Raw genomic sequence first — 18,658 nt, 5'->3', positions numbered from 1 at the left:
TGAAGTCCTTCGAAAAAGTTGGGTCAGAGAAGATCGTCGAGGTCGTCGACCACCAGCGTCGCGCCGGCGTCGAGAAGGGTTTGGCGGCCGGCACCGCGGTCCACGCCAATAACGGCTTGGAAGTTTCCGGCACTGCCGGCCTGGACACCGGACACGGCGTCCTCCACCACAATGCATTCCTCGGTGGGGACGCCGAGGAGGGAGGCCGCGTAGGTGAAGGTTGCGGGGTCCGGCTTTCCGGGAAGTCCGACGGCGGCGGCCACCTGTCCGTCAACCACCACCTCGAAGTGGTGGTCCAGTCCGGCGGCCTTCAGTACCGCGGGAGCGTTGCGGGAGGACGAAACGACGGCAACGTGGAGGCCCTGTTCCAAGGCGGCGTTGATGAACTTCACCGAGCCCGGGTACGGCTCTACGCCACGGGTGTCCACGATCTCGTTGAAGATCGCGTTCTTCCGGTTGCCCAGGCCCTGCACGGTTTCATTGGTGGGGGCGTCATCCGTTGGCCCCTCCGGCAGGGTGATGCCGCGGGAAGTCAGGAAGTCCCGTACGCCATCGAAGCGCGGCTTGCCGTCGATGTGGTCGAAGTAGTCGCTCTCTTGGTAGCCATCGGGGTGGTTTTGCTCCGCGAGGTAGTCGTCGAACAGTTCCTGCCACGCTTGCTCGTGGACCACGGCAGTGGGCGTCAGCACGCCGTCGAGGTCGAAAAGGAGCGCCGAAGCGCCACTCCAGGCAGTACGAAGGTCAGTCATGTGCATTGTTCCGTTCAGCGCTTGTGACGCGTGGTCTTGCGTTCGATGAGCTTGGTATCGAGCAGGTGGTTGGAGGGCGGGTTGGGGGTTTCGGTATTCACGAGTCGTTCGCAGAGCAGGTTCGCCGCGAAAGCGCCCTGGTCCGCAACGGGCTGGGCCACGGTACTCAAACCAAGGAACCAGCTCATGGGATGGTCATCGATTCCGATCACGGACACGTTCTTGGGCGCGGACAGGCCGTGTTCGCGCAACGCCATGAGCGCACCGAAGGCCGCCTCGTCACAATGGGCAAACACTGCCGTCGGCTTGCCGCCCCGGGCCACGAGTTCGGTCATCGCCCGGCGACCGTCGTCGATGCTGGGCTCGCAGCCCACCACCTGGTCCGGGTGGACGGTGAGGTGGTGTTCATCGAGCGCACGGCTGAAGCCCTGGAAACGGGGAATGCCGGCTACGACGGGTTCATTGCTCGCAAGAACCGCCAAGTCCCAATGCCCCAGCTCCAGCAGGTGGGAAGTTGCCCGCCATGCCGCGTGCTCGTCATCGATACCAACATTGTCCCACGGAACATTGCGCATGCTCACGCTGGCCACTGCCAAACCGGAAGCCTCCAAGCTTTCCACTTCTGCGGGGTCCAGGTCAACATTGAGCAGCAGCACGCCGTCCACCCGCTGGGCAAGCCGCTCCAGGTCGCCGAAGACCTGCTGCTTGACGCTCTTCTTGTTGCGGAGGCTGATCAACACGGTGTCATAGCCGCTGTCGCCGAACACTTCCTCGGCCGCCTCAACGGCTTGGGCGAAGAACCAAGTGGTGGCGGTGGGAGCAATGATGGCTACCGAACCCGTGCGGCCGCCTGCGAGGCGGGATGCCGCGGCCGAGGCCTTGTAGCCGAGTTTGCCAGCGGCCTCGGACACTTGCCGCTGCGCCTTTTCTGAAACGTTGGGGAGATTCCGGAGTGCCCTGGAGACGGTGCAAATGGACAATCCGGAGAGGAGGGCGACATCCTGGATCGTCACCCGGTGAGTCCTAACCATGCAACACGGCCTCAACCCTTTCCATACTCGAACAACCCCTTGGGGTGCGGCGCGCTGGTGGCCCGCAGCCAAAAGTGTAAGCGCTTACAATTTTGTCATTCAATAGAGTGGGGCTGGATGCGGAATTGTGACGGGAATCTCACCAAGAGCTTGATTCGGAGGCCCCGCATGCCGTCTAATCCTGTCCTCCCTGACCCAACTGCTGACCCAACTGGGTCGCATTAGTGCGCGTTTAGACGGCCCAAAACGCGCACTAATGCGACCTAGTTGGGTGCCAGCACGTAGAACCGCAGGAAGGCACTGACGTCCACGAGTTCCGGCTTCTCGATCCTGTGCCCCATCCCCGGGTACGTCCGCGCGGTGAGGGCCGTGTTCGCGTTGAGCCACTCCTTGGTGTGCGCAATGGCGTCCTCGTTGATCACCGGATCCGCCTTGTCCCTCCCCCAGAAGAAGGGCGGCGGCGTATCAAAGGACTCGGACAGTGCCAGGAGGTCGTTGTCCAGGACGAACCCGGACAGGCCCACGGTCGCAGTGAACTGCTCCGGCTTCAGGCGCAGCAGCGTGCTGGCCATGGCCATGCCCTGCGAATAGCCGAGCAGGCTCACGCTGCTGTGGTTCTTCCGGACCGAGCCGATCCAATCAAAGACCTTGTTCGTGGAGGCGATCACGTCGGCGAAATCGTTGGTCAGGAAGTAGTCCAGCAGGAACCAGCCATAGTGGTCGCCGATCACTTTCGGCCCGCGCAAGGCCGCGCACGTGAACTCCTGCGGCAGGTGCGGAAACAGGGAAACCATGCGTTCCTCGCTGGTGCCGTAGCCGTGCAGCATCACCAGCAAAGGAGTGCCCGCGCGCTCATTTTCGGGCTTCGACCAAACCACTGAATCCATGGGCATGAGCCTAGTAGACTGGCCGCATGACACCGCAGGAACTGGCCAATCTGGCCCATCTGCGGCGCGCACGCGACTTCATCGACCGGGAGTACGCGCGTCCGCTGGATGTGCCCACCATGGCAGCAGGGGCCCTCATGTCCCCCGCGCATTTCTCCCGCCAGTTCAAGGCCGCTTATGGCGAATCGCCCTACAACTACCTCATGACCCGCCGGATCGAGCGGGCCATGGCACTGTTGCGGGCCGGGACCAGCGTCACCGATGCCTGCATGGAGGTCGGTTGTACCTCGCTTGGCTCCTTCAGTTCACGTTTCACGGAGATCGTTGGCCTGACACCCAGCGAGTACCGCGCCCGGGAACACGAAGCTGTGAAGGCCATGCCCAACTGCATCGCCAAACAGCACACGCGCCCGGACAGGAACCCGAAGAAGAGCAGGATCGAAGAAGCGCCCGTTCCGTAGCTGCAATAGCGTGTGAGACATGAACATCTCACTGAAATATGCACACGTCACCGTCAACGATGTGGACGAATCCCTTCCCTTCTACCGGGACGCCCTTGGCCTGCAGGTCAGGAACGATGTCGGCTCCGACGGCCAGCGCTGGGTCACCCTCGGCAGCGATGCCCAGCCGGACCTTGAACTGGTTCTGTCCCCGCCGCACGCCGGCCGCTCCCAGGCCGACGGCGACGCCATCCAGGAACTCCTCACCAAGGGCGTCATGCCCATGCTCGTCTTCAACACGGATGATCTGGACGGCACCTTCGAGAAGCTCCGGGCCTCCGGCGCCGAGGTCCTGCAGGAGCCCATCGACCAGCCGTGGGGTCCCCGCGACTGCGCCTTCCGCGACCCGTCCGGCAACATGATCCGCATCAACCAAGGCTGACGCTTCGCACCAAGTACGACGGCGGTTGCTTGCCTTGGGCGCCCAAGGCAAGCTACCGCCGTCGAGCTTTCCGTCCTTAGTGGGTGGCAAGTCCGGCGTCGGTCCGCTCGCCGTCCTGGTTGGTGGAGGTGATGGCAGCCGAGACCACGTCGCTCAGGCGCAGGCGCCGGGCGTAGGCGTGCCGTTGCAGGCGTTCGCCCGATCCACGGCGCAGGATGGCCGCGGCGCCGGCCGCGGCTACATCGTCGTCGCCGGCTGCCACCAGTGCAGGCCCCACATGACGCAGGAGCGCACTGACGATGTCCGCGGCCGGGTACGGGCTTTGTTCCAAGGGGTGCTGCAGTTGCTCGTTGACGCCGAAGCGGCTGGCGCGCCAGTTGGACATGCGCAGCACACTGGTCAGGACATCCGACGGCGGCAGCCCCTCCCGCCACTGCCTCGCCGACGTTTCAACCAAGGCCCGGGCGATGACCGCGATGGTCAGGGCATCCTCGGCGTAGAGGCAGACGTCGGCGATGCGCAGTTCCACTGTTGGCTGGCCCCGGGAGAGGCGGGCATCGAAGTAGATCATGCCTTCGTCCAGGGGAACCGCGGTGGTGAGCAGTTGCCGCAGGACCGCCCGGTAGCCGGCTTCGGATCCGAAGACGTCCATGGGACCGGCTGTGGGCCAGCGGTTCCAGATCTGCGTGCGGTAGCTCGCAAAGCCCGTGTCCACGCCTTTCCAGAAGGGCGAGTTGGCGCTCAACGCCAGCAGGATCGGCAGCCAGTGGCGCATCCGGTCCAGGATGGCCACCCCTTCCTCCGGGGACTCGATGGACACGTGGACGTGGAAGCCGCACGTAATCTGCTCCCTGGCGATCAGGCCGAACTCCACGCCCATGGTGGCGTAGCGCTGGTTGCCCAGGGTTGGTGTTGCGTGGAACACCGGCGGCGTCGCCAGTGCCGCGACCCGCGCACCCACCGTCCTCGCTGCCTTGTCCGCGAGGGCCCGCCCCAGCTGGATTTCCTGGCGAAGGCCCGCCGATGTGCTGCGCGGGCGGGAGTTGACCTCTATCTGCTCCTGCTTGAACTCGGACTTGAGCGACGGCCCATCGCCTTGGTCCTGCTGCGAGGCGATGTCCAGGATTCCGGACGCAAGGGCCAACGGCATCCCGTCAATCGGATCGACAATGAGCAACTCTTCCTCTACGCCGAATGTTCGCATAGCCACCCCTCCCCACGGCTTGGTCGTCGGAGACGCCCTTATCCCACGTGTCGCGGAACCTCCATCTGGAAGCCGCAACGACAGTGGAGCACCTGGGTCTGCAGGTAGACCTCAAGGAGGCTGGGAGTTTCGGGGTCATCGGTGGTCCGGGGCGCTTCGATGAACCGCTCCGCGGCGCGGCCCAGCGTCATGGGTTCGCCGCAATGCGTGCAGCTGAACCACAGGCCCGCCGCGGAGGTGGACAGGAATTCCGTCTGGATTTCGGGAACAAGCTCGGCCAGGCGGACGGCATGGGCGTAGAACGTATCGCATTCGCTGCAGGTGTAGCTGACTTCAACAATTTCGGACTGGTTCGGTTCGGCCTCAACCACTGTTTCAACAAAGATGTAGGAATCCGTATCGCAGACCGTGCACCACGGACGGGCGCCGGTGTCAGCAGTTGTGGGAGTTGCCCCAGGTAAACGTTTCGGGGCGGGAATCGGGGAACCAAGCGTCATTGCCATTCTCCTTTTATTGCAAGTACCACCACTGCGGTGGTTTCCGACAACAATCCCTTGCGGGACGCACTGAACAGCGTCGGGAGAAGCTGATGCTCCTATCGGAACCTGCGTGCCTGGAACGGCTGGTCAGCCGCGCTCCGAGGTCGTGGGGATCCAGGGGCTATTGGCTTAACCCAGTAATGAATGTAGTTCAACAGTGCCGTGGGTCACAAGAGATGGGTGGCTTAACGGCAGGCGGCTAGAGGTCGAAATGGGATACCGATGCTGTCCCGGCAACGGCCTTGATCATGGCTTCGGCCACATCGCGCAGCTTCTGGTTACGGCCGTTGGAGGCCCTCTTGAGGATGCCGAAAGCTTCCTCCTGGCTGCAGCGGTTTTGGCCCATGATGATCCCGCACGCGAGGTCGATCGCCGTACGTGAGACCATGGCGTCCCGCAGATCGTCCGCGTGCTGCTGCTTGGTTCCAATGCGTACCGCCAGGCGCAGGGAACGCTCCGCCTGGCTGGCATAGAGCTCGCAATCACGGATGGTTGCCTGATCGAAGATGTGGGCCTGGGGAGCGAAGAAATTGAGCGCGGCAGTGGCTCCCTCGTCCAACTGCAAGGGCACGCACAGGACGGACAAATGCCCGCGGTCCGCGATCACGCCACAGTAGTCCGACCATCTCTCCTCGGTGGCCGTATCCTCCACCAGCACGGTGGTGTGCGTCCGCATGGCTTCGAGGCAAGGACCGTCGCCGAACGTCCGCTGGACCTCGTCGATCAACCGGGCTTCGTGGCTGTTGCCGGCTACGGTCAGGGCCTTGCGGCGGCGGCTCAGGGTGACGCCACAGAGCACGCCCAGCCCTACGGTGGCGGATACCGAATCAGCCGAAAACACAGCGAGTTCGCCAAGGAACCCACCCACATCCTCGCTGTCGATCACGAGGTCCTGAAGCTGCTCGGCCACCGGGACGTCATCGGTAGCCGGCACGTCTACGGACACGGCCGCGTCCGGGTGAATATCGTCCATGACCCTATTATCTACACCTCTTCCCTGGCCAGCGGATCCCCCCAAAATCCTTGCATCTGGGGTGCACCTATGTGCACAATCTAGCTACAGTCCGCTTCGACGGACCAGGCTTCACAGCTCATGCAGACGGGCGTCCCCAATTCACACAAAGGTGAATACCATGCCCGCGCAGCCTGCTTCGAGGGTTCCAGATGAAGCACACCCGCCACCCGACGAGCCGCTGTGGTGCCCGCGCTGCAACACCGACCAGCATCTCCTGGTGGATGCCATCCAGTCCCACTACCCGCCGGCGCCCAACAGGGTGGACGTCAGCTACCAGTGCGTTGCGTGCAGGTACTCCTACGAGCAACTGGCCAGTGTCCAGAAGGTGGCCGACATCCTGAACCGTCCGGGAAGATCCGAAGGCGTGCTCCAATTCGGCGGGCAGCACCTGCACTGCGGCAACCCCATGAAGACGCGCAGCTGCGAACTTCGACGGATCCAGGCACCCCTGGCGCTCAAACCGGGGGCACCCCTGAGGCTCTACGAGACCTACATCAACACCCGCGTCCTTGGATGCACCTGTGGCTTCCGGATGGAGATCCCGGACTGATCCGGGTCCCTTCGGCGAATCCGGGCTGGCCCGGACCTAGAGGAAGAGAATGCATGCACACAGAGAAGCGCAGGAAAGCGTCACTGGCGACCAATTCCGAGCCCCCGTCAGGACGCAAGCACAAGCTTCCGGATCCACCGGACCCGGACAACCTCCCCATCGATTACACAGGAGTGGGTTGGGATTCCAGCAAGTTCCCCCCTTCCACGCCGCGGACCCTGCGCCCGCAGCACCGGAGCCACGGACGGAACGGCACATCGTGACCGAGCCCGCCTCCCAACGGACACCTGGGCCGGAAGGCCAGCCCGGGCCGGCAAGGGGGCCCGGGCCGACGCCCGAGCCTGTGCCGCTGCCCGAGCCGGGGCCACCGCCCGTGCCTGAGCCCACTCCGACGCCTGGAGCAACCCCCGAGAGGGAGCCGGACCCGCCCCGGCAGAACGGGCCGCCCCGCGATCCCTAGCGGCGCGGGCGGCTAACACCCCCAAGCCGGGTCCTGGCAAATCCCCCAGTCGGGACCCGAACCAGGGCATGACGCACTACAGGGAGTGCGTCATGCCCTTTGGTGTGTCCAGGGACCGTAACCACCTCCACGAGAGCCATATCTTTGTTTGTGTTGTTTTCTCTTGACTTACCAACACAAACAAAGATAGAGTCAAGCAATTCCACATCGTTGTGACAGCAGTCACTTGGAGTGGATGCATCGAAGACAGGCTTTACCGCAATGGAGGGTAAGTGTTCGCCGAAGAGCGCCAACAACTGATCTCCGCACTCGTCGCAGAGCGCGGACGAGTGAGCGTTACCGAACTCGCAGACCGATTCAGCATCACCACCGAAACCATCCGCCGGGACCTCGCAGCCTTGGAGGTTTCCGGCAACCTGCGCCGCGTCCACGGCGGCGCTGTCCCCTCGGACCGGCTCAGCACCCGCGAAGAAAGCATCCTGGAGCGCGCCATTCAGCGCCAGGCCGAAAAACTCCGCATCGCCGCAGCCGCCCTCGCAATGATTCCCGAACCCACCACTGGCAGCATCCTGCTCGATGCCGGTTCCACCACGGAAACCCTTGCCGACCTCCTTGCCCAGCGGACGCCGGCATCGAATGGGTCAGCAGACGAGCTCGTGGTGATCACCCACGCCATTCCCATCGCCGGCAAGCTGTCTTCCACTCCCGGCGTCGCCCTCCAGATCCTGGGCGGCCGCGTTCGCGGACTGACGCAGGCAGCGGTGGGACAGTCCACCGTGGAGGCCGCTTTCAAGCTCCGCCCGGACATCGCGTTCGTTGGCGCCAACGGCATCCACGCCACCTTCGGGCTCAGCACCCCCGATCCCGAGGAAGCAGCCGTGAAGGCCGCGTTCGTCAAGTCTGCCCGCCGCGTGGTGGCGTTGGCCGACTCTTCCAAGCTGGACGCCGAAACCCTGGTCCAGTTCGCCACTTTGAAGGATGTGGATACTTTGATCACAGACAGGGAACCCTCCGCGGAACTTGCGGCAGCCCTGGCCGACGCCGGCGTAGACGTGGTGGTCGCATGATCGTCACGCTGACAGCCAACCCCAGCCTTGACCGCACCGTGGAGCTGCCCGGGCCGCTGGCCCGCGGCGAGGTCCAGCGCGCAATCCATGTCCACCAGGAATCCGGTGGAAAAGGCGTCAATGTTTCGCGGGCGCTCGTGGCCTCCGGCCTCGAAACACTTGCCGTCCTTCCGGGCGCGGACTCGGACCCGGTGCTGGCAGGACTGCGCGACGGCGGCGTGCCGTTTGCGTCGTTGCCAATCGGTGAGGCGCTGCGCAGCAACGTCACGCTTACCGAGCCGGACGGCGTCACCACCAAGATCAACGAACCCGGCCCGGAGCTGAGCGACGAACAGCAGGAAGCCCTGATCGGGCTGCTGCTGGAGCGCTCCCGTGGCGCCAGCTGGGTGGTCCTCGCCGGGTCCCTCCCACCAGGAGTGCCGGCGGACTTCTACGCCACTATCGCCCGCCGGCTTCGCTCACGCGCCGACGGAACGGCTGCCCCCGGCATCGCCATCGACTCCTCCGGGGCCCCGCTTGCGGCCGCCCTGGTGGGCGACGCCGCCGGAAAGCCGGACCTCCTGAAGCCCAACGCGGAAGAGCTCGCAGAGCTTGCCGCCGCCGCGGGATTCGCCGCTGTCTCCACCGCTGACGAACTGGAAGCAGACCCGGCCAAAGCCGCCCAAGCTGCTGCCGCCGTCGTCGAAAGCGGTGTGGGTGCCGTTCTGGCAACACTCGGATCCAAGGGCGCAGTCCTGGTGACGGCAGACGGAGCGTGGCTCGCCACGCATCCGCCGATCCAGGCCGTCAGCACTGTTGGCGCCGGTGATTCGTCCTTGGCCGGCTACCTGCTGGCCGCAACCCAAGGTGGTTCCGCCCCGGACTGCCTTCGTCAAGCCGTGGCACATGGTGCCGCTGCTGCTTCGCTGCCGGGCTCCACTGTCCCGGCAGTTCACCAGACAACCCCAGACGCCGTAACCATCACGGCCCTCCAGAAGGACTAACAGTGACCCAGCTGATCACACCCCAATTGGTCACCCTCGACCAGAACCTGGGCGATGCCCCCGCCGACGTCATCCGTGTCCTGGCCGGGAAGGTTGCCGCTGCTGGCCGTGCTTCCGAGGTTGAAGGACTCTTCACGGACGCCTTCGCCCGCGAGCAGAAGACCGCAACCGGCGTTCCCGGCGGCATTGCCATTCCGCACTGCCGCTCGGCGGCCGTCACGGAGCCCGCCCTGGCCATGGCCCGGTTGTCCCACAAGGTGGACTTCGGCGCCAAGGACGGCCCGGCGGACCTCATCTTCTTCATCGCTGCCCCGGACGGCGCGGACCAGGAGCACTTGAAGCTCCTCTCCAAGCTGGCCCGCTCGCTCATCAAGAAGGACTTCACGGCTGCGCTGCGCGCGGCTGCCACGGAACAGGACATCGTGGACCTCGTGGACGGCGCCTTGGCGGACAAGCCGGCTGCCGCACCTGCCGCTTCGGCCGCACCCGCTGAAAGCACGACGGCGGCTGCCGCACCCAAGCGGCTCGTAGCGGTTACTGCATGCCCCACCGGTATCGCGCACACCTACATGGCTGCCGACTCGCTGGTTGCCGCTGCCAAGGAGATGGGTGTTGACCTGCAGGTCGAGACCCAGGGTTCCTCCGGCGCCAAGCCGCTGGACCCGGCGGTGATCGCTGCGGCAGATGCGGTGATTTTCGCCGTCGACGTCGATGTCCGCGGCAAGGAGCGCTTCGCCGGAAAGCCGGTCATCAACGCTCCCGTCAAGCGCGGCATCGACGAGCCGGCCAAGATGGTCCAGGAGGCACTCGCTGCCGCCGACGACCCGCACGCCCACCGCGTCGCCCACTTTGGCGCTGAAGAGCAAGCCGAACGCGAGGCCGAGGAAAAGGGTGAGCACATCGGCCAGAAGCTGAAGAGGGCGCTCCTCACGGGTGTGTCCTACATGATTCCGTTCGTTGCCGGCGGCGGCCTGCTGATTGCCTTGGGCTTCCTGCTGGCTGGCTTCGACATCGCCCTTGGCACCAAGGCCAACGACATCCTCGCAGCCAATACGCTATTCAACCTTCCCGACGGCAACCTGGCCTTGTATCTCGGCGCGGTCTTGTTCAAGATCGGTGCCCTTTCGATGAGCTTCCTTGTTCCGGCGTTGGCGGGTTACATTGCCTACGCGATTGCAGACCGACCGGGCATCGCACCGGGCTTCGTCGCCGGTGCTGTCTCCGGATTCATGGGCGCAGGCTTCTTGGGCGGCATCGTGGGTGGCCTGCTGGCGGGCTATGTCGCATATTTGATCGGGACATGGCAGGTGCCGCGCTGGCTCCGGGGCCTGATGCCCGTGGTCATCATCCCGCTCCTGGCCTCCATCGTCGCATCCGGCCTCATGTTCCTGGTACTCGGCGGACCGATCGCCGGCCTCACCAAAGCCCTCAACGGTTGGCTGTCCGGCATGACCGGAGTCTCAGCAGTCATCCTCGGAATCATCCTCGGCCTCATGATGTGCTTCGATCTGGGTGGCCCGGTCAACAAGGTCGCCTACGCCTTTGCCGTTGCTGGACTCGGAGCAGGAAGCGCAGCCAACCAGGCACCTTGGCAGATCATGGCAACCGTCATGGCGGCCGGAATGGTTCCGCCTCTGGCCATGGCCTTGGCAACTGTGCTGGACAAGAAACTGTTCTCCCTCGCTGAGCGCGAGAACGGCAAGGCGGCCTGGCTCCTGGGAGCCTCGTTCATCTCCGAAGGTGCCATTCCGTTCGCCGCTGCGGATCCGCTGCGCGTCATCCCCGCCAGCATGGTGGGCGGCGCCCTGACCGGCGCACTTTGCATGGCGACCGGCGTGACATCGCAGGCTCCCCGCGGCGGCATCTTCGTTTTCTTCGCGATCGGCAACTTGGCGATGTTCGTGATCTCCATCCTGGCGGGCACCGTTGCTTCCGCGCTGATTGTTGTTGCCCTCAAGCGCTGGGCAGTCCGCAAGCCGGAGGCTGTTGAAGCCGAACCCGTACCCGCAACCGTCTAGACTCTCCACAACCTCACAAAGGAGCATCAATGCCTGAACGTACCGCCACCATCGCCAGCCGCGTCGGCCTCCACGCCCGCCCGGCAGCCATCTTCGCCGAGGCAGCAGGGGACCTGGACCTCGAGGTCACCATCGCCCGCGAAGGCGAACCAGCCGACGACGCCATGGACGCTGCCAGCATCCTGTCCCTCATGAGCCTCGGCGCCTCCCACGGGGACGTCGTGGTGCTGCGGGCTGAAGGCGAGGGCGCGGATGCCGCCCTCGACAGCCTCGTGAAGATCCTGGAAACGGACCACGACGCCTGATCGCTTCAATGCGCGAAAACGCCTGGCTGCACCCGGATGGGGTGTAGCCAGGCGTTTTTGCGTCCGAGCTTGGATCAGCCAACCACCCGGCTCATCAGGTCGATGAAGTTTCCGCCGAGAGCCGCCACGATGGTGCTGTCCTCTACCTCCCTCAGCACCAGCTCCCGCGTGATGTTGGGCAGCCCTGCATAACTCGTGACACCCTCGGCGTAGGGGTACCACGGGGGTGTCTGCAGGCAGCCCGGGCCTTCCCATTTCATTCGCTTGACGTACAGGGTTCCGTCGTACTGGATGTTGAGATATCCCTGTTGGTCGATGTACGCGGTCTCGTAGACGCTACGCCTGCCCTTGGGGAAGTCGGTACAGATGCCCACGCCACTGGGCCCGAAGATCTCCAACGTGTGCATGAGATGGTCACCCATCTGCGCTACCGTCGCTTGCGGATGATCACTGATCTCCAGCGGCATTGAGCTCATCATGCCGCCCTTCTCTGCCACCACTCTCATGGTCTGGTCCGTGGCATTGCGCCGGTTGCCAAACACGGAGAAGCAGTTGTTGTGGGAGAAGTAGGGCGCCGAGGTGGAAGCCTGCGCGGCCGTCAACTGGGTGCGCTTGCCGCCATGGGAAAGATCCACGAGCATTCCCACCCGGTTCATCTCGGCAATCATTTCCCGGCCAATCGTGCTGATCCCGGAATCCTCGGGCTCGGCGCAACCGTCCCCCAGGAAATTGCGCTTGTTGTAGGTAATGGCTGATGACACCACGCCCATGTCCCTGAACAGCTCGACATTTCCAGGATCATCACCGAACGGCTTGGCGTTTTGGAAAAGGTAATACACGGCAATGCGTCCGTCTTCCTTGGCCTGGCGGACGTCGTCCGCGCAGGTGGCCTTCACCAGGTCCGCGGAGTGTTTGCGGATGTTCCTGTTCCAGAAGGTGATTTGGTCCATGGCCGCCCGCTGGTCGTGTTCCTCGGCCGATAGCGTCATTCCAACACAGTCAACACCGCCGAGGCGCAGCAAAGCGATGGAGTCGTCAAGGGAGCCGTCTCCGCCGGGAGGGATCGCACCGCAGGTATCAACCACGGTGGCGCGGGCGTGGAGCTCCAGAGCCCGTTGCTCCTCGTCCCGGCCCGGCATCCTGGACAAGAAAGGGTGCTCAAGCTGCGTCTGTGTCACGGTCTTTTCCTTCCTTATGGCGTCCAGAAACCTCGTCGATCATGGTGAGGAGTGCGGTGTCGGACGCCAACAACCCTGCCCTGACCAGCGCTGTCTTCCACGCGGCGAACTGCTCGGGAACCGGCAGCGGCGACTTCGCCCAGAATCCGATGCGCAGGAACTGGGCCACGGTGGCTTCGAGTTCTGCGGCTGGAATGTCCGGAAACCATTCCCCCGCGGCTGCGGCCGCACCCTTGGCGGTCCGCCCAGCAAGCCACATTTGTGCTTTTCCGAGGCCCGCGCGGAACGCCTCAAGTTCCCCGCTGTGGTCCCGCGCCCAGATCCCCGTCGCGCAATATACGGACCATGGCACCGGGCCCAGCTCCTCCGCCAGCGGAACTGCTTCCACCAACCGCGGGTCCTGGGCCTCCTGGCCGCCCGCCAGGAGAAAGTCGCCCGGGCCGGTGAGAAATTCCTGCACCACGGCCTCCGGTTGGTAGCCCACCAGGAGCTTGATCTCACCCAGCGGAATGTTGTTCCGGTGGAGGACCTCCAGGAAGGCAACCCACGACGTCGGCACGTAGCTGGGTGCCACCAGCACCACACTGCCGCGAAGGGATTGCCAATCGAACACTTCCGGCGTTCCTTCCTGCCGCTGGGCATCGGAGCTCAAAACGGCGGCAGTCCCGGCCAGGCTCTTCCTGAACAGGAAGTGCCTGGTCTGTGTGTTGCTGACTGCCGCCACCATGCTCGGGGTGGTCCTGTTCAGCCGGTCGGCGAAGATGACGCTGCCCAGCACCAGGTCTGCGTCCCCCCGGACAACGGCATCGGTGATGGTGCCGTGTCCGGGGGCCTGCTCTACGATGCGGACATCCAAACCGTGCTCGGCAAAGTAGCCGCGCGAGATACCCACGTAATGAGGAAGGTAGGCAAGGTTGCGGGCTGCGGCGATACGAACGGCACAGCGGCCCGTGTGGTGATCAGCCATGGAAGACCGGCCTCGCTTCGTTGGCTTCCTCGAGCGTCTGGTCCTTTGTTTCCACTCCAGCGAGGGCAAGGACCGCGGTTATCGCGAACATGATGGCCATGGTGGTGAACACGCCAGGCAAACCAGCCTGGTCGAAGATCAAGGCGATCAGTGGCGGCATCACGATGATGCCAAGGCCACCGGTGCCCTTGACGAACGAGACTCCGAAGCCGCGGACGCGGGTGGGGAACAGTTCGGGAGCCCAGGACCACAAGGTGGTGGTCAGCAGGAGGGTGAAGAACTGGAAGAGCGAGCCGAAGATGAGGATGAGGGGATCCGTGTTCGCCAGGAGTCCAAAGCCCAGGCCCACCAGGCAGCCGAGGATCGCGCCGGTAACCATCACCGTCCGCCGCCGGAACCGGTATGTGACGGTCGCTGCGCAGAGTGCGCCGAGGAGGCTGCCGATCTGCATGATCAGGGTATACAGGAGGCTTTGGCCAAGGGTTGAGCCGCGGGCCACCAGGAAGGTGGGCATGAGCGTCAGCAGTGACATCTGCGCGGCGACCACCATGAAGTAGGCCCCGCTGGCCGTTGCCGTGCGTCGGCGGAGTCCACGGGTGAAGATTTCGCCGAGGCGGATTTTCTCCGGGCGGATCGCGGCGACGCTGCTGTCTGTTTCCAACTGGTCTTCACGGATGTGGATCTCGTGGTCCGGAACCTTGCCGGCGGCCAGCGCGGAGAGGCTTCTGTTGGCGCCTTCAATGTCACCGCGGGTGAGCAGGAAGCGCGGCGATTCCGGCATGTTGCGCCGGATCACCAGGACCAGCAGGACCGGCAGAATCAACAGGCCGAACAGCCAGCGCCATGCCACCTGGGGGCCACCGAAGAAGTTGCCGAGGGCCACGAGGACCAGGGCCGCATAGGCCGGAGCGACGACGTTTCCGAGCCCGCCTGAGCCGACGTTCAGCGCCGCAACGGCTTGGGCACGGTATTTGGTGGGCATGATTTCACAAATGAGGGCGATGCCCACCGCCAGCTCGCCGCCGAGGCCAATGCCAACAATGAGCCTGGACCCCATGAGGACTTCGTAGTTGGGGGCGAGTGCACACAGCACTCCGCCAACGGAGTAGACCACCAGGTTGGCAACAAGGGCGAATTTCCTGCCCTTGATGTCGGAGAGCATGCCGCCCAGGTAGGCGCCAACGGTGAGTCCGATGAACGTCATGGAGCTGATCAGGGCGAACTCGGCCTTGGAGATGCCAAAAGCCGCAATGATTTGTGGGCCCGCGAGGCCCAGGGAGTTGGACTCCAGGATGTCGAAGAACATGCCCGCTACAACCAACAGGATGGTTGCCCAGTGTGTTTTGGTGAGCGGGATCTTGTCGACCGATTCGGAGAGCTTCAACAGCATGGAATTAAGTCTGGGGCTGCTGCCCTTGATGTCTAGGGAACTCATTTTTTGTGCCTCCTGAAGATGGGCTGAGTGCTTCGAAGAATTGGGCGGCACCTTTGCCGCCCGATGCGTTGTCCCTGAAACCGGAGAGCCGGCCCCGATGGGTGCCGCTGTGATCCGTATCACCAACGTACTTCATCATCGATGATGATGCAAGCCTTTATTTGACCTGGCGCAGAACCTAGCGGGCCATGGCCGACAGCGACAGGCCGCCGTCCAACACCACCATCTCGCCCACTGCGTAGCCCGCTTCCGGACCGGCCAACCACAGGTAGATTCCCGTGATTTCGTCGATTCCGGCCGGCCTGCCCAGCGCTCCGCTGTAAACGTCGTTTCCCGCCGTCGCATCGAAAAAGCCGGTTCGGACATCGCCGGGGCACACGCCATTGACGAGGATGCCCGAAGGCGCCAATTCCATGGCCATGGACTTGACCAGACCCGTGAGTCCCCACTTCGCAGCCGCGTAGACGGCGTATCCGGGTTCGGCGGTGAGTCCGGCCACCGAGGACGTAGCGATGATTCTTCCCGGGACGCCGTGAGCGAGCATCCCCGCTGCCCCGGAGCGCATGGTGTTGAAGGCACCCTTGAGGTTGTTGTCCATGAGCCAATCCCAGGTTTCGTCGCCCGTCTCCAGCACCGACGCCTTGGGCAGTGACACCCCGGCGTTGGCAATGACCACGTCGAACGGGGGTTCCGAGGCAAAAAATTCCTGGGTTGTGCGGGAATCAGCCACATCAAGGTGCACAGCCGTGGCCCTGGGGATGACCTCCGCAGCCAACTGCACCTCCTCGCCATCTACGTCCAGCAGGAAGACCGCAGCCCCCGCCGCCGCGAAGCGCTCGGCGATGCCCCGGCCTATCCCCCGGGCACCGCCAGTCACCGCGATCCGTTTGCCACTGAAAGGGAGGTGTTGGTTCATGTCAGGGCCGCTCCTTCGCGGACTGGTTGCCTGGCCCTTCCAGCACCCGGCCATCCGACCAAGCGCGGCCACACGGCTGGGTGAACTCGGAAGTCCCGACCCTCCAGGGCACAGATCAACGAAATGAGGGCGGAGATGGAGGGCGTCTGCACACCCGTCCACTGGCCAAGGGATTCGATCGGCACCAGGCCGCAAGGAACATCCTCGGTGACGAACCGCCGCTGAAACGTCGGACCGACTCTGGGTGGATCCGTTTCACGGGCGCCGGGACCATAGGCCCGGAGGCCGAAGTCGTTTCTGCCCACGTGATGGGCACCCAGGCCGAGCGCCCGCATCACAGCCAGCCGTTCGGCGTCGAGCACGTTCCGCAGTGCCTCCAGGGCGGGGGCACCAAAGTCGCCCAAATGGAAGGCGCCAAATGGAGCCACCAGGCCATGCGCCTCTCTTGACGCGGGCACAGCGTTGAGCACTGCCGCCGGCACATGGGCGATGGGATTGGGATTGTTCAGGGACGAAGCCAACTGATGGCGCGCGGGCGTTGCCGCAGGAAACCACGGAGACAGCCGGGCGGCTGCTTCCTTGGAAGCGGCCTGGGTGGCAGCGGAGACCTCGAACCACGTCTTGATGGCAGCAATGTGCACCCGCCCGTCCCCGGGGGCGTAGGAAAGGTGTGGCGTGGTGTTAAGAGCGACGACGCTTTCCTCGGCCACCGCCGCGCCGGCCGATGACAGTGCGGATGCGAAGGCGGCGGCCCCGTTGACGTATCCCGTGGCCAGGACGCAAAGCTGGCCTGGTTGCAGCACAGGCCCCAAGAGCCGGGCCACGGAGAAATGCCTGTCGGCCGTAGTAGCCACGAAAATCACGTCGCAGCCCACCAGGCTGGCGTAGTCGTCCGTGTACAGGGGAGGCGGATAGTCGCCGGCCCCCAGGAGTCCGGTCAAGGAAATCTTCCTGGACTGCCGAAGCCGGACCAGCAACGCGTGGCTCTGATCGACCATGCTTTGGACCGTCACACCCCGCTGCATGAGATGGGCGGCCAAAGCCAGGCCCGTGCTTCCACAGCCGATAATTCCAACCCGGCTCATGGGCGGACCAACTCGCCGTATCCGGGACGTCCGGTCACTTGGCCGTCTTTGGCAACGAGGCTACCCCGGACATACGTCGCCACGACGGCACCTCGCGTCGGCCGGCCAGCCCAAAGCCTGGCGGCGTCCCTGCTCACCGAATGTTGACCAAGGGGATCAATGATGCCCTCGCGGTCCAGGTCCACCAGGATAATGTCGGCGTCGGCGCCCACCCGCAATTCGCCCTTGGACCCCAGCCCGAAGACTTCGGCGGCCCGCTGGGAGATCGCACGCGTGAGCCGGGGCAAGGTGATCAGCCCTTCGTTGACCGCTGTCAGAAGTGCCGAAACCACGGATTCAAGGCCGTGGACACCGGAGGGAGCCCGCCAGATGTCATCCCATCCCTTGTCCTTGTCCGTGGGCGTGTAAGGGGCGTGGTCCGTTCCGATGTAGTCGATGCTCCCGTCTCCGAGCCCCGCCCACAGTGCTTCGACGTCTTCGTCTCCACGGAGGGGCGGGTTGACCTTGGCGTAGGGGCCCAGGTGCTCGCTGGCGGCCAGGGTATGGAACAAGTGGTGCGGGCACACTTCGGCCGTCACTGCCTGCCCCTCGGCCTTTGCCCGCCGCACCCGCTCCACCGCAGCACCCGTGCTGATGTGTGCAATGGACAACCGGGCACCCGCAGCACCGGCCAGGAGTATCGCCCGTGCTACTGCTTCCTCTTCAGCCACGGGCGGCCGGGATTCGGCGTGGGCGCGCAGGTCCTTCCGTCCCAGGTTCTTCATCTGCGCGGTAAGGCACCCGCAGATGGAGTCGCTTTCAGCATGCACGACGGCGACCCGACCGGTCGCTGCGATCGTCTGCATGGCAGCAAGGAAGGAAGCGTCGTCAGGAAGCGCCCGCGTATCGAACCCGGGATCGGCATTGGGTGCGGGGGCATTCATGAACGACTTGAACGCCACCGCACCCGCGACGGCCTGTTCCGCTATGCGGCTCGTATTGGTATGCCCGGCCCCGCCATACAGTCCGTAATCGACGTAGGCCTTGGGCGCTACCACTTGATACTTGTAATGCCAGCTCTCGGCGTCCGCCACTGCCGGGATCCCCGAAGGCATTTCCAGCACTGTGGTCACGCCGCCAACCGCGGCAGCGCTGGTTCCCGTGGCAAAGGTTTCACGGTGTGGATGCCCCGGATCCCGCAGGTGGACGTGGGTGTCAATCATCCCGGCCATGACCACGAGTTTGCTCGCGTCGACAATCTCAACCGACCGGGAAACGTCCGGAGGATTGGCTACACGACGGTCCAGGAGACCCGCGACTTTACCGTCCTTCACCAGGAGGTCAGCCTCGACAACGCGTTCCGGGAGCACCACACGCCCACCGGTTATCAACAGCTCGGTCGGCATTT

Annotated in this window: 19 protein-coding genes; 7 read left to right on the top strand and 12 right to left on the bottom strand. The window is 64.4% G+C overall.

The features are described 5' to 3' along the window. Window positions 1-23 precede the first annotated feature (23 nt). The 3 genes from ACFVSJ_RS11185 to ACFVSJ_RS11175 all read right to left on the bottom strand — a co-directional run bounded on the left by ACFVSJ_RS11185 (window position 24) and on the right by ACFVSJ_RS11175 (window position 2,667). Window positions 24-755: an HAD family hydrolase gene (locus tag ACFVSJ_RS11185; RefSeq protein WP_387436862.1), complete on the bottom strand. Its 732-nt coding sequence runs from the start codon at window positions 753-755 to the stop codon at window positions 24-26. Window positions 756-763: 8 nt separating this feature from the next. Further along, window positions 764-1,762 (bottom strand): LacI family DNA-binding transcriptional regulator, encoded by a 999-nt coding sequence (locus ACFVSJ_RS11180; RefSeq protein WP_387436861.1) that lies wholly within the window; start codon window positions 1,760-1,762, stop codon window positions 764-766. 281 nt (window positions 1,763-2,043) lie between these two features. Next, on the bottom strand, window positions 2,044-2,667 hold the full coding sequence (locus ACFVSJ_RS11175) for an alpha/beta hydrolase (RefSeq protein ID WP_387436860.1): 624 nt from the start codon (window positions 2,665-2,667) through the stop codon (window positions 2,044-2,046). 26 nt (window positions 2,668-2,693) lie between these two features. Between ACFVSJ_RS11175 and ACFVSJ_RS11170 the strand changes: the two genes are divergently transcribed. Together ACFVSJ_RS11170 and ACFVSJ_RS11165 are read left to right on the top strand one after the other, a co-directional pair. Continuing rightward, window positions 2,694-3,128 carry a helix-turn-helix transcriptional regulator gene (locus tag ACFVSJ_RS11170; RefSeq protein ID WP_387436859.1) on the top strand — a complete coding sequence of 145 codons (435 nt, stop codon included), beginning with the start codon at window positions 2,694-2,696 and terminating at the stop codon, window positions 3,126-3,128. Window positions 3,129-3,147: 19 nt separating this feature from the next. Next, window positions 3,148-3,549 (top strand): VOC family protein, encoded by a 402-nt coding sequence (locus tag ACFVSJ_RS11165; RefSeq protein ID WP_387436858.1) that lies wholly within the window; start codon window positions 3,148-3,150, stop codon window positions 3,547-3,549. 76 nt (window positions 3,550-3,625) lie between these two features. Here ACFVSJ_RS11165 and ACFVSJ_RS11160 read toward each other — a convergent pair whose 3' ends face one another. The 3 genes from ACFVSJ_RS11160 to ACFVSJ_RS11150 form a co-directional block, all read right to left on the bottom strand. Further along, on the bottom strand, window positions 3,626-4,753 hold the full coding sequence (locus tag ACFVSJ_RS11160; RefSeq protein WP_387436857.1) for a glutamate--cysteine ligase: 1,128 nt from the start codon (window positions 4,751-4,753) through the stop codon (window positions 3,626-3,628). A 38-nt stretch (window positions 4,754-4,791) separates the two neighbouring features. Further along, complete coding sequence (locus ACFVSJ_RS11155; RefSeq protein ID WP_387436856.1) at window positions 4,792-5,250, bottom strand: hypothetical protein; 459 nt, start codon at window positions 5,248-5,250, stop codon at window positions 4,792-4,794. Between the two features lie 241 nt (window positions 5,251-5,491). Continuing rightward, a complete protein-coding gene (locus ACFVSJ_RS11150; protein WP_387436855.1) occupies window positions 5,492-6,265 on the bottom strand; it encodes a GAF and ANTAR domain-containing protein in 774 nt (257 codons plus the stop codon). 160 nt (window positions 6,266-6,425) lie between these two features. On the opposite strand from ACFVSJ_RS11150, the gene ACFVSJ_RS11145 reads away from it, so the two are divergent. The 5 genes from ACFVSJ_RS11145 to ACFVSJ_RS11125 all read left to right on the top strand — a co-directional run bounded on the left by ACFVSJ_RS11145 (window position 6,426) and on the right by ACFVSJ_RS11125 (window position 11,690). After that, a complete protein-coding gene (locus ACFVSJ_RS11145; protein ID WP_387436854.1) occupies window positions 6,426-6,857 on the top strand; it encodes a hypothetical protein in 432 nt (143 codons plus the stop codon). 732 nt (window positions 6,858-7,589) lie between these two features. Then, a complete protein-coding gene (locus tag ACFVSJ_RS11140) occupies window positions 7,590-8,384 on the top strand; it encodes a DeoR/GlpR family DNA-binding transcription regulator (RefSeq protein WP_387436853.1) in 795 nt (264 codons plus the stop codon). Further along, window positions 8,381-9,367, top strand: coding sequence for a 1-phosphofructokinase family hexose kinase (locus tag ACFVSJ_RS11135; RefSeq protein WP_387436852.1), 987 nt, complete (start codon window positions 8,381-8,383; stop codon window positions 9,365-9,367). The genes ACFVSJ_RS11140 and ACFVSJ_RS11135 overlap by 4 nt, the downstream gene beginning before the upstream one ends. Window positions 9,368-9,369: 2 nt before the next feature. Beyond that, entirely contained in the window at window positions 9,370-11,385 is a 2,016-nt protein-coding gene (locus ACFVSJ_RS11130; protein WP_387436851.1) for a fructose-specific PTS transporter subunit EIIC, read from the top strand. A 29-nt stretch (window positions 11,386-11,414) separates the two neighbouring features. Beyond that, entirely contained in the window at window positions 11,415-11,690 is a 276-nt protein-coding gene (locus ACFVSJ_RS11125; RefSeq protein ID WP_387436850.1) for an HPr family phosphocarrier protein, read from the top strand. Between the two features lie 74 nt (window positions 11,691-11,764). On the opposite strand, the gene ACFVSJ_RS11120 is transcribed toward ACFVSJ_RS11125, so the two are convergent. From ACFVSJ_RS11120 to ACFVSJ_RS11095, 6 genes are all read right to left on the bottom strand, one after another. Continuing rightward, window positions 11,765-12,868, bottom strand: a complete 1,104-nt coding sequence (locus ACFVSJ_RS11120; RefSeq protein ID WP_387436849.1) for a membrane dipeptidase — start codon at window positions 12,866-12,868, stop codon at window positions 11,765-11,767. After that, window positions 12,849-13,835 (bottom strand): ABC transporter substrate-binding protein, encoded by a 987-nt coding sequence (locus ACFVSJ_RS11115; RefSeq protein ID WP_387436848.1) that lies wholly within the window; start codon window positions 13,833-13,835, stop codon window positions 12,849-12,851. The genes ACFVSJ_RS11120 and ACFVSJ_RS11115 overlap by 20 nt, the downstream gene beginning before the upstream one ends. Beyond that, window positions 13,828-15,270: an MFS transporter gene (locus ACFVSJ_RS11110; protein WP_387436847.1), complete on the bottom strand. Its 1,443-nt coding sequence runs from the start codon at window positions 15,268-15,270 to the stop codon at window positions 13,828-13,830. The genes ACFVSJ_RS11115 and ACFVSJ_RS11110 overlap by 8 nt, the downstream gene beginning before the upstream one ends. A 178-nt stretch (window positions 15,271-15,448) precedes the next feature. Then, window positions 15,449-16,186 (bottom strand): SDR family NAD(P)-dependent oxidoreductase, encoded by a 738-nt coding sequence (locus tag ACFVSJ_RS11105; RefSeq protein WP_387436846.1) that lies wholly within the window; start codon window positions 16,184-16,186, stop codon window positions 15,449-15,451. Beyond that, window positions 16,183-17,271 (bottom strand): NAD/NADP octopine/nopaline dehydrogenase family protein, encoded by a 1,089-nt coding sequence (locus ACFVSJ_RS11100; protein ID WP_387436845.1) that lies wholly within the window; start codon window positions 17,269-17,271, stop codon window positions 16,183-16,185. Before ACFVSJ_RS11100 ends, ACFVSJ_RS11105 begins: the two co-directional genes overlap by 4 nt. Then, complete coding sequence (locus tag ACFVSJ_RS11095; protein ID WP_387436844.1) at window positions 17,268-18,656, bottom strand: dihydroorotase family protein; 1,389 nt, start codon at window positions 18,654-18,656, stop codon at window positions 17,268-17,270. The genes ACFVSJ_RS11100 and ACFVSJ_RS11095 overlap by 4 nt, the downstream gene beginning before the upstream one ends. Window positions 18,657-18,658 lie beyond the last annotated feature (2 nt).

Origin of the sequence: Paenarthrobacter sp. NPDC058040, assembly GCF_042885775.1 — a bacterium.
GTDB lineage: Bacteria > Actinomycetota > Actinomycetes > Actinomycetales > Micrococcaceae > Arthrobacter.
The sequence above is the reverse complement of the archived record's forward strand: the minus strand, read 5'-3'. Positions and strand labels throughout refer to the sequence as shown.

Coding starts and splice junctions, on each gene's coding strand:
- ACFVSJ_RS11110 (WP_387436847.1), bottom strand. CDS start 15,270: ATGAGTTCCCTAGACATCAAGGGCAGCAGCCCCAGACTTAATTCCATG.
- ACFVSJ_RS11185 (WP_387436862.1), bottom strand. CDS start 755: ATGCACATGACTGACCTTCGTACTGCCTGGAGTGGCGCTTCGGCGCTC.
- ACFVSJ_RS11125 (WP_387436850.1), top strand. CDS start 11,415: ATGCCTGAACGTACCGCCACCATCGCCAGCCGCGTCGGCCTCCACGCC.
- ACFVSJ_RS11135 (WP_387436852.1), top strand. CDS start 8,381: ATGATCGTCACGCTGACAGCCAACCCCAGCCTTGACCGCACCGTGGAG.
- ACFVSJ_RS11115 (WP_387436848.1), bottom strand. CDS start 13,835: ATGGCTGATCACCACACGGGCCGCTGTGCCGTTCGTATCGCCGCAGCC.
- ACFVSJ_RS11105 (WP_387436846.1), bottom strand. CDS start 16,186: ATGAACCAACACCTCCCTTTCAGTGGCAAACGGATCGCGGTGACTGGC.
- ACFVSJ_RS11150 (WP_387436855.1), bottom strand. CDS start 6,265: ATGGACGATATTCACCCGGACGCGGCCGTGTCCGTAGACGTGCCGGCT.
- ACFVSJ_RS11175 (WP_387436860.1), bottom strand. CDS start 2,667: ATGGATTCAGTGGTTTGGTCGAAGCCCGAAAATGAGCGCGCGGGCACT.
- ACFVSJ_RS11170 (WP_387436859.1), top strand. CDS start 2,694: ATGACACCGCAGGAACTGGCCAATCTGGCCCATCTGCGGCGCGCACGC.
- ACFVSJ_RS11165 (WP_387436858.1), top strand. CDS start 3,148: ATGAACATCTCACTGAAATATGCACACGTCACCGTCAACGATGTGGAC.
- ACFVSJ_RS11100 (WP_387436845.1), bottom strand. CDS start 17,271: ATGAGCCGGGTTGGAATTATCGGCTGTGGAAGCACGGGCCTGGCTTTG.
- ACFVSJ_RS11160 (WP_387436857.1), bottom strand. CDS start 4,753: ATGCGAACATTCGGCGTAGAGGAAGAGTTGCTCATTGTCGATCCGATT.
- ACFVSJ_RS11155 (WP_387436856.1), bottom strand. CDS start 5,250: ATGACGCTTGGTTCCCCGATTCCCGCCCCGAAACGTTTACCTGGGGCA.
- ACFVSJ_RS11145 (WP_387436854.1), top strand. CDS start 6,426: ATGCCCGCGCAGCCTGCTTCGAGGGTTCCAGATGAAGCACACCCGCCA.
- ACFVSJ_RS11095 (WP_387436844.1), bottom strand. CDS start 18,656: ATGCCGACCGAGCTGTTGATAACCGGTGGGCGTGTGGTGCTCCCGGAA.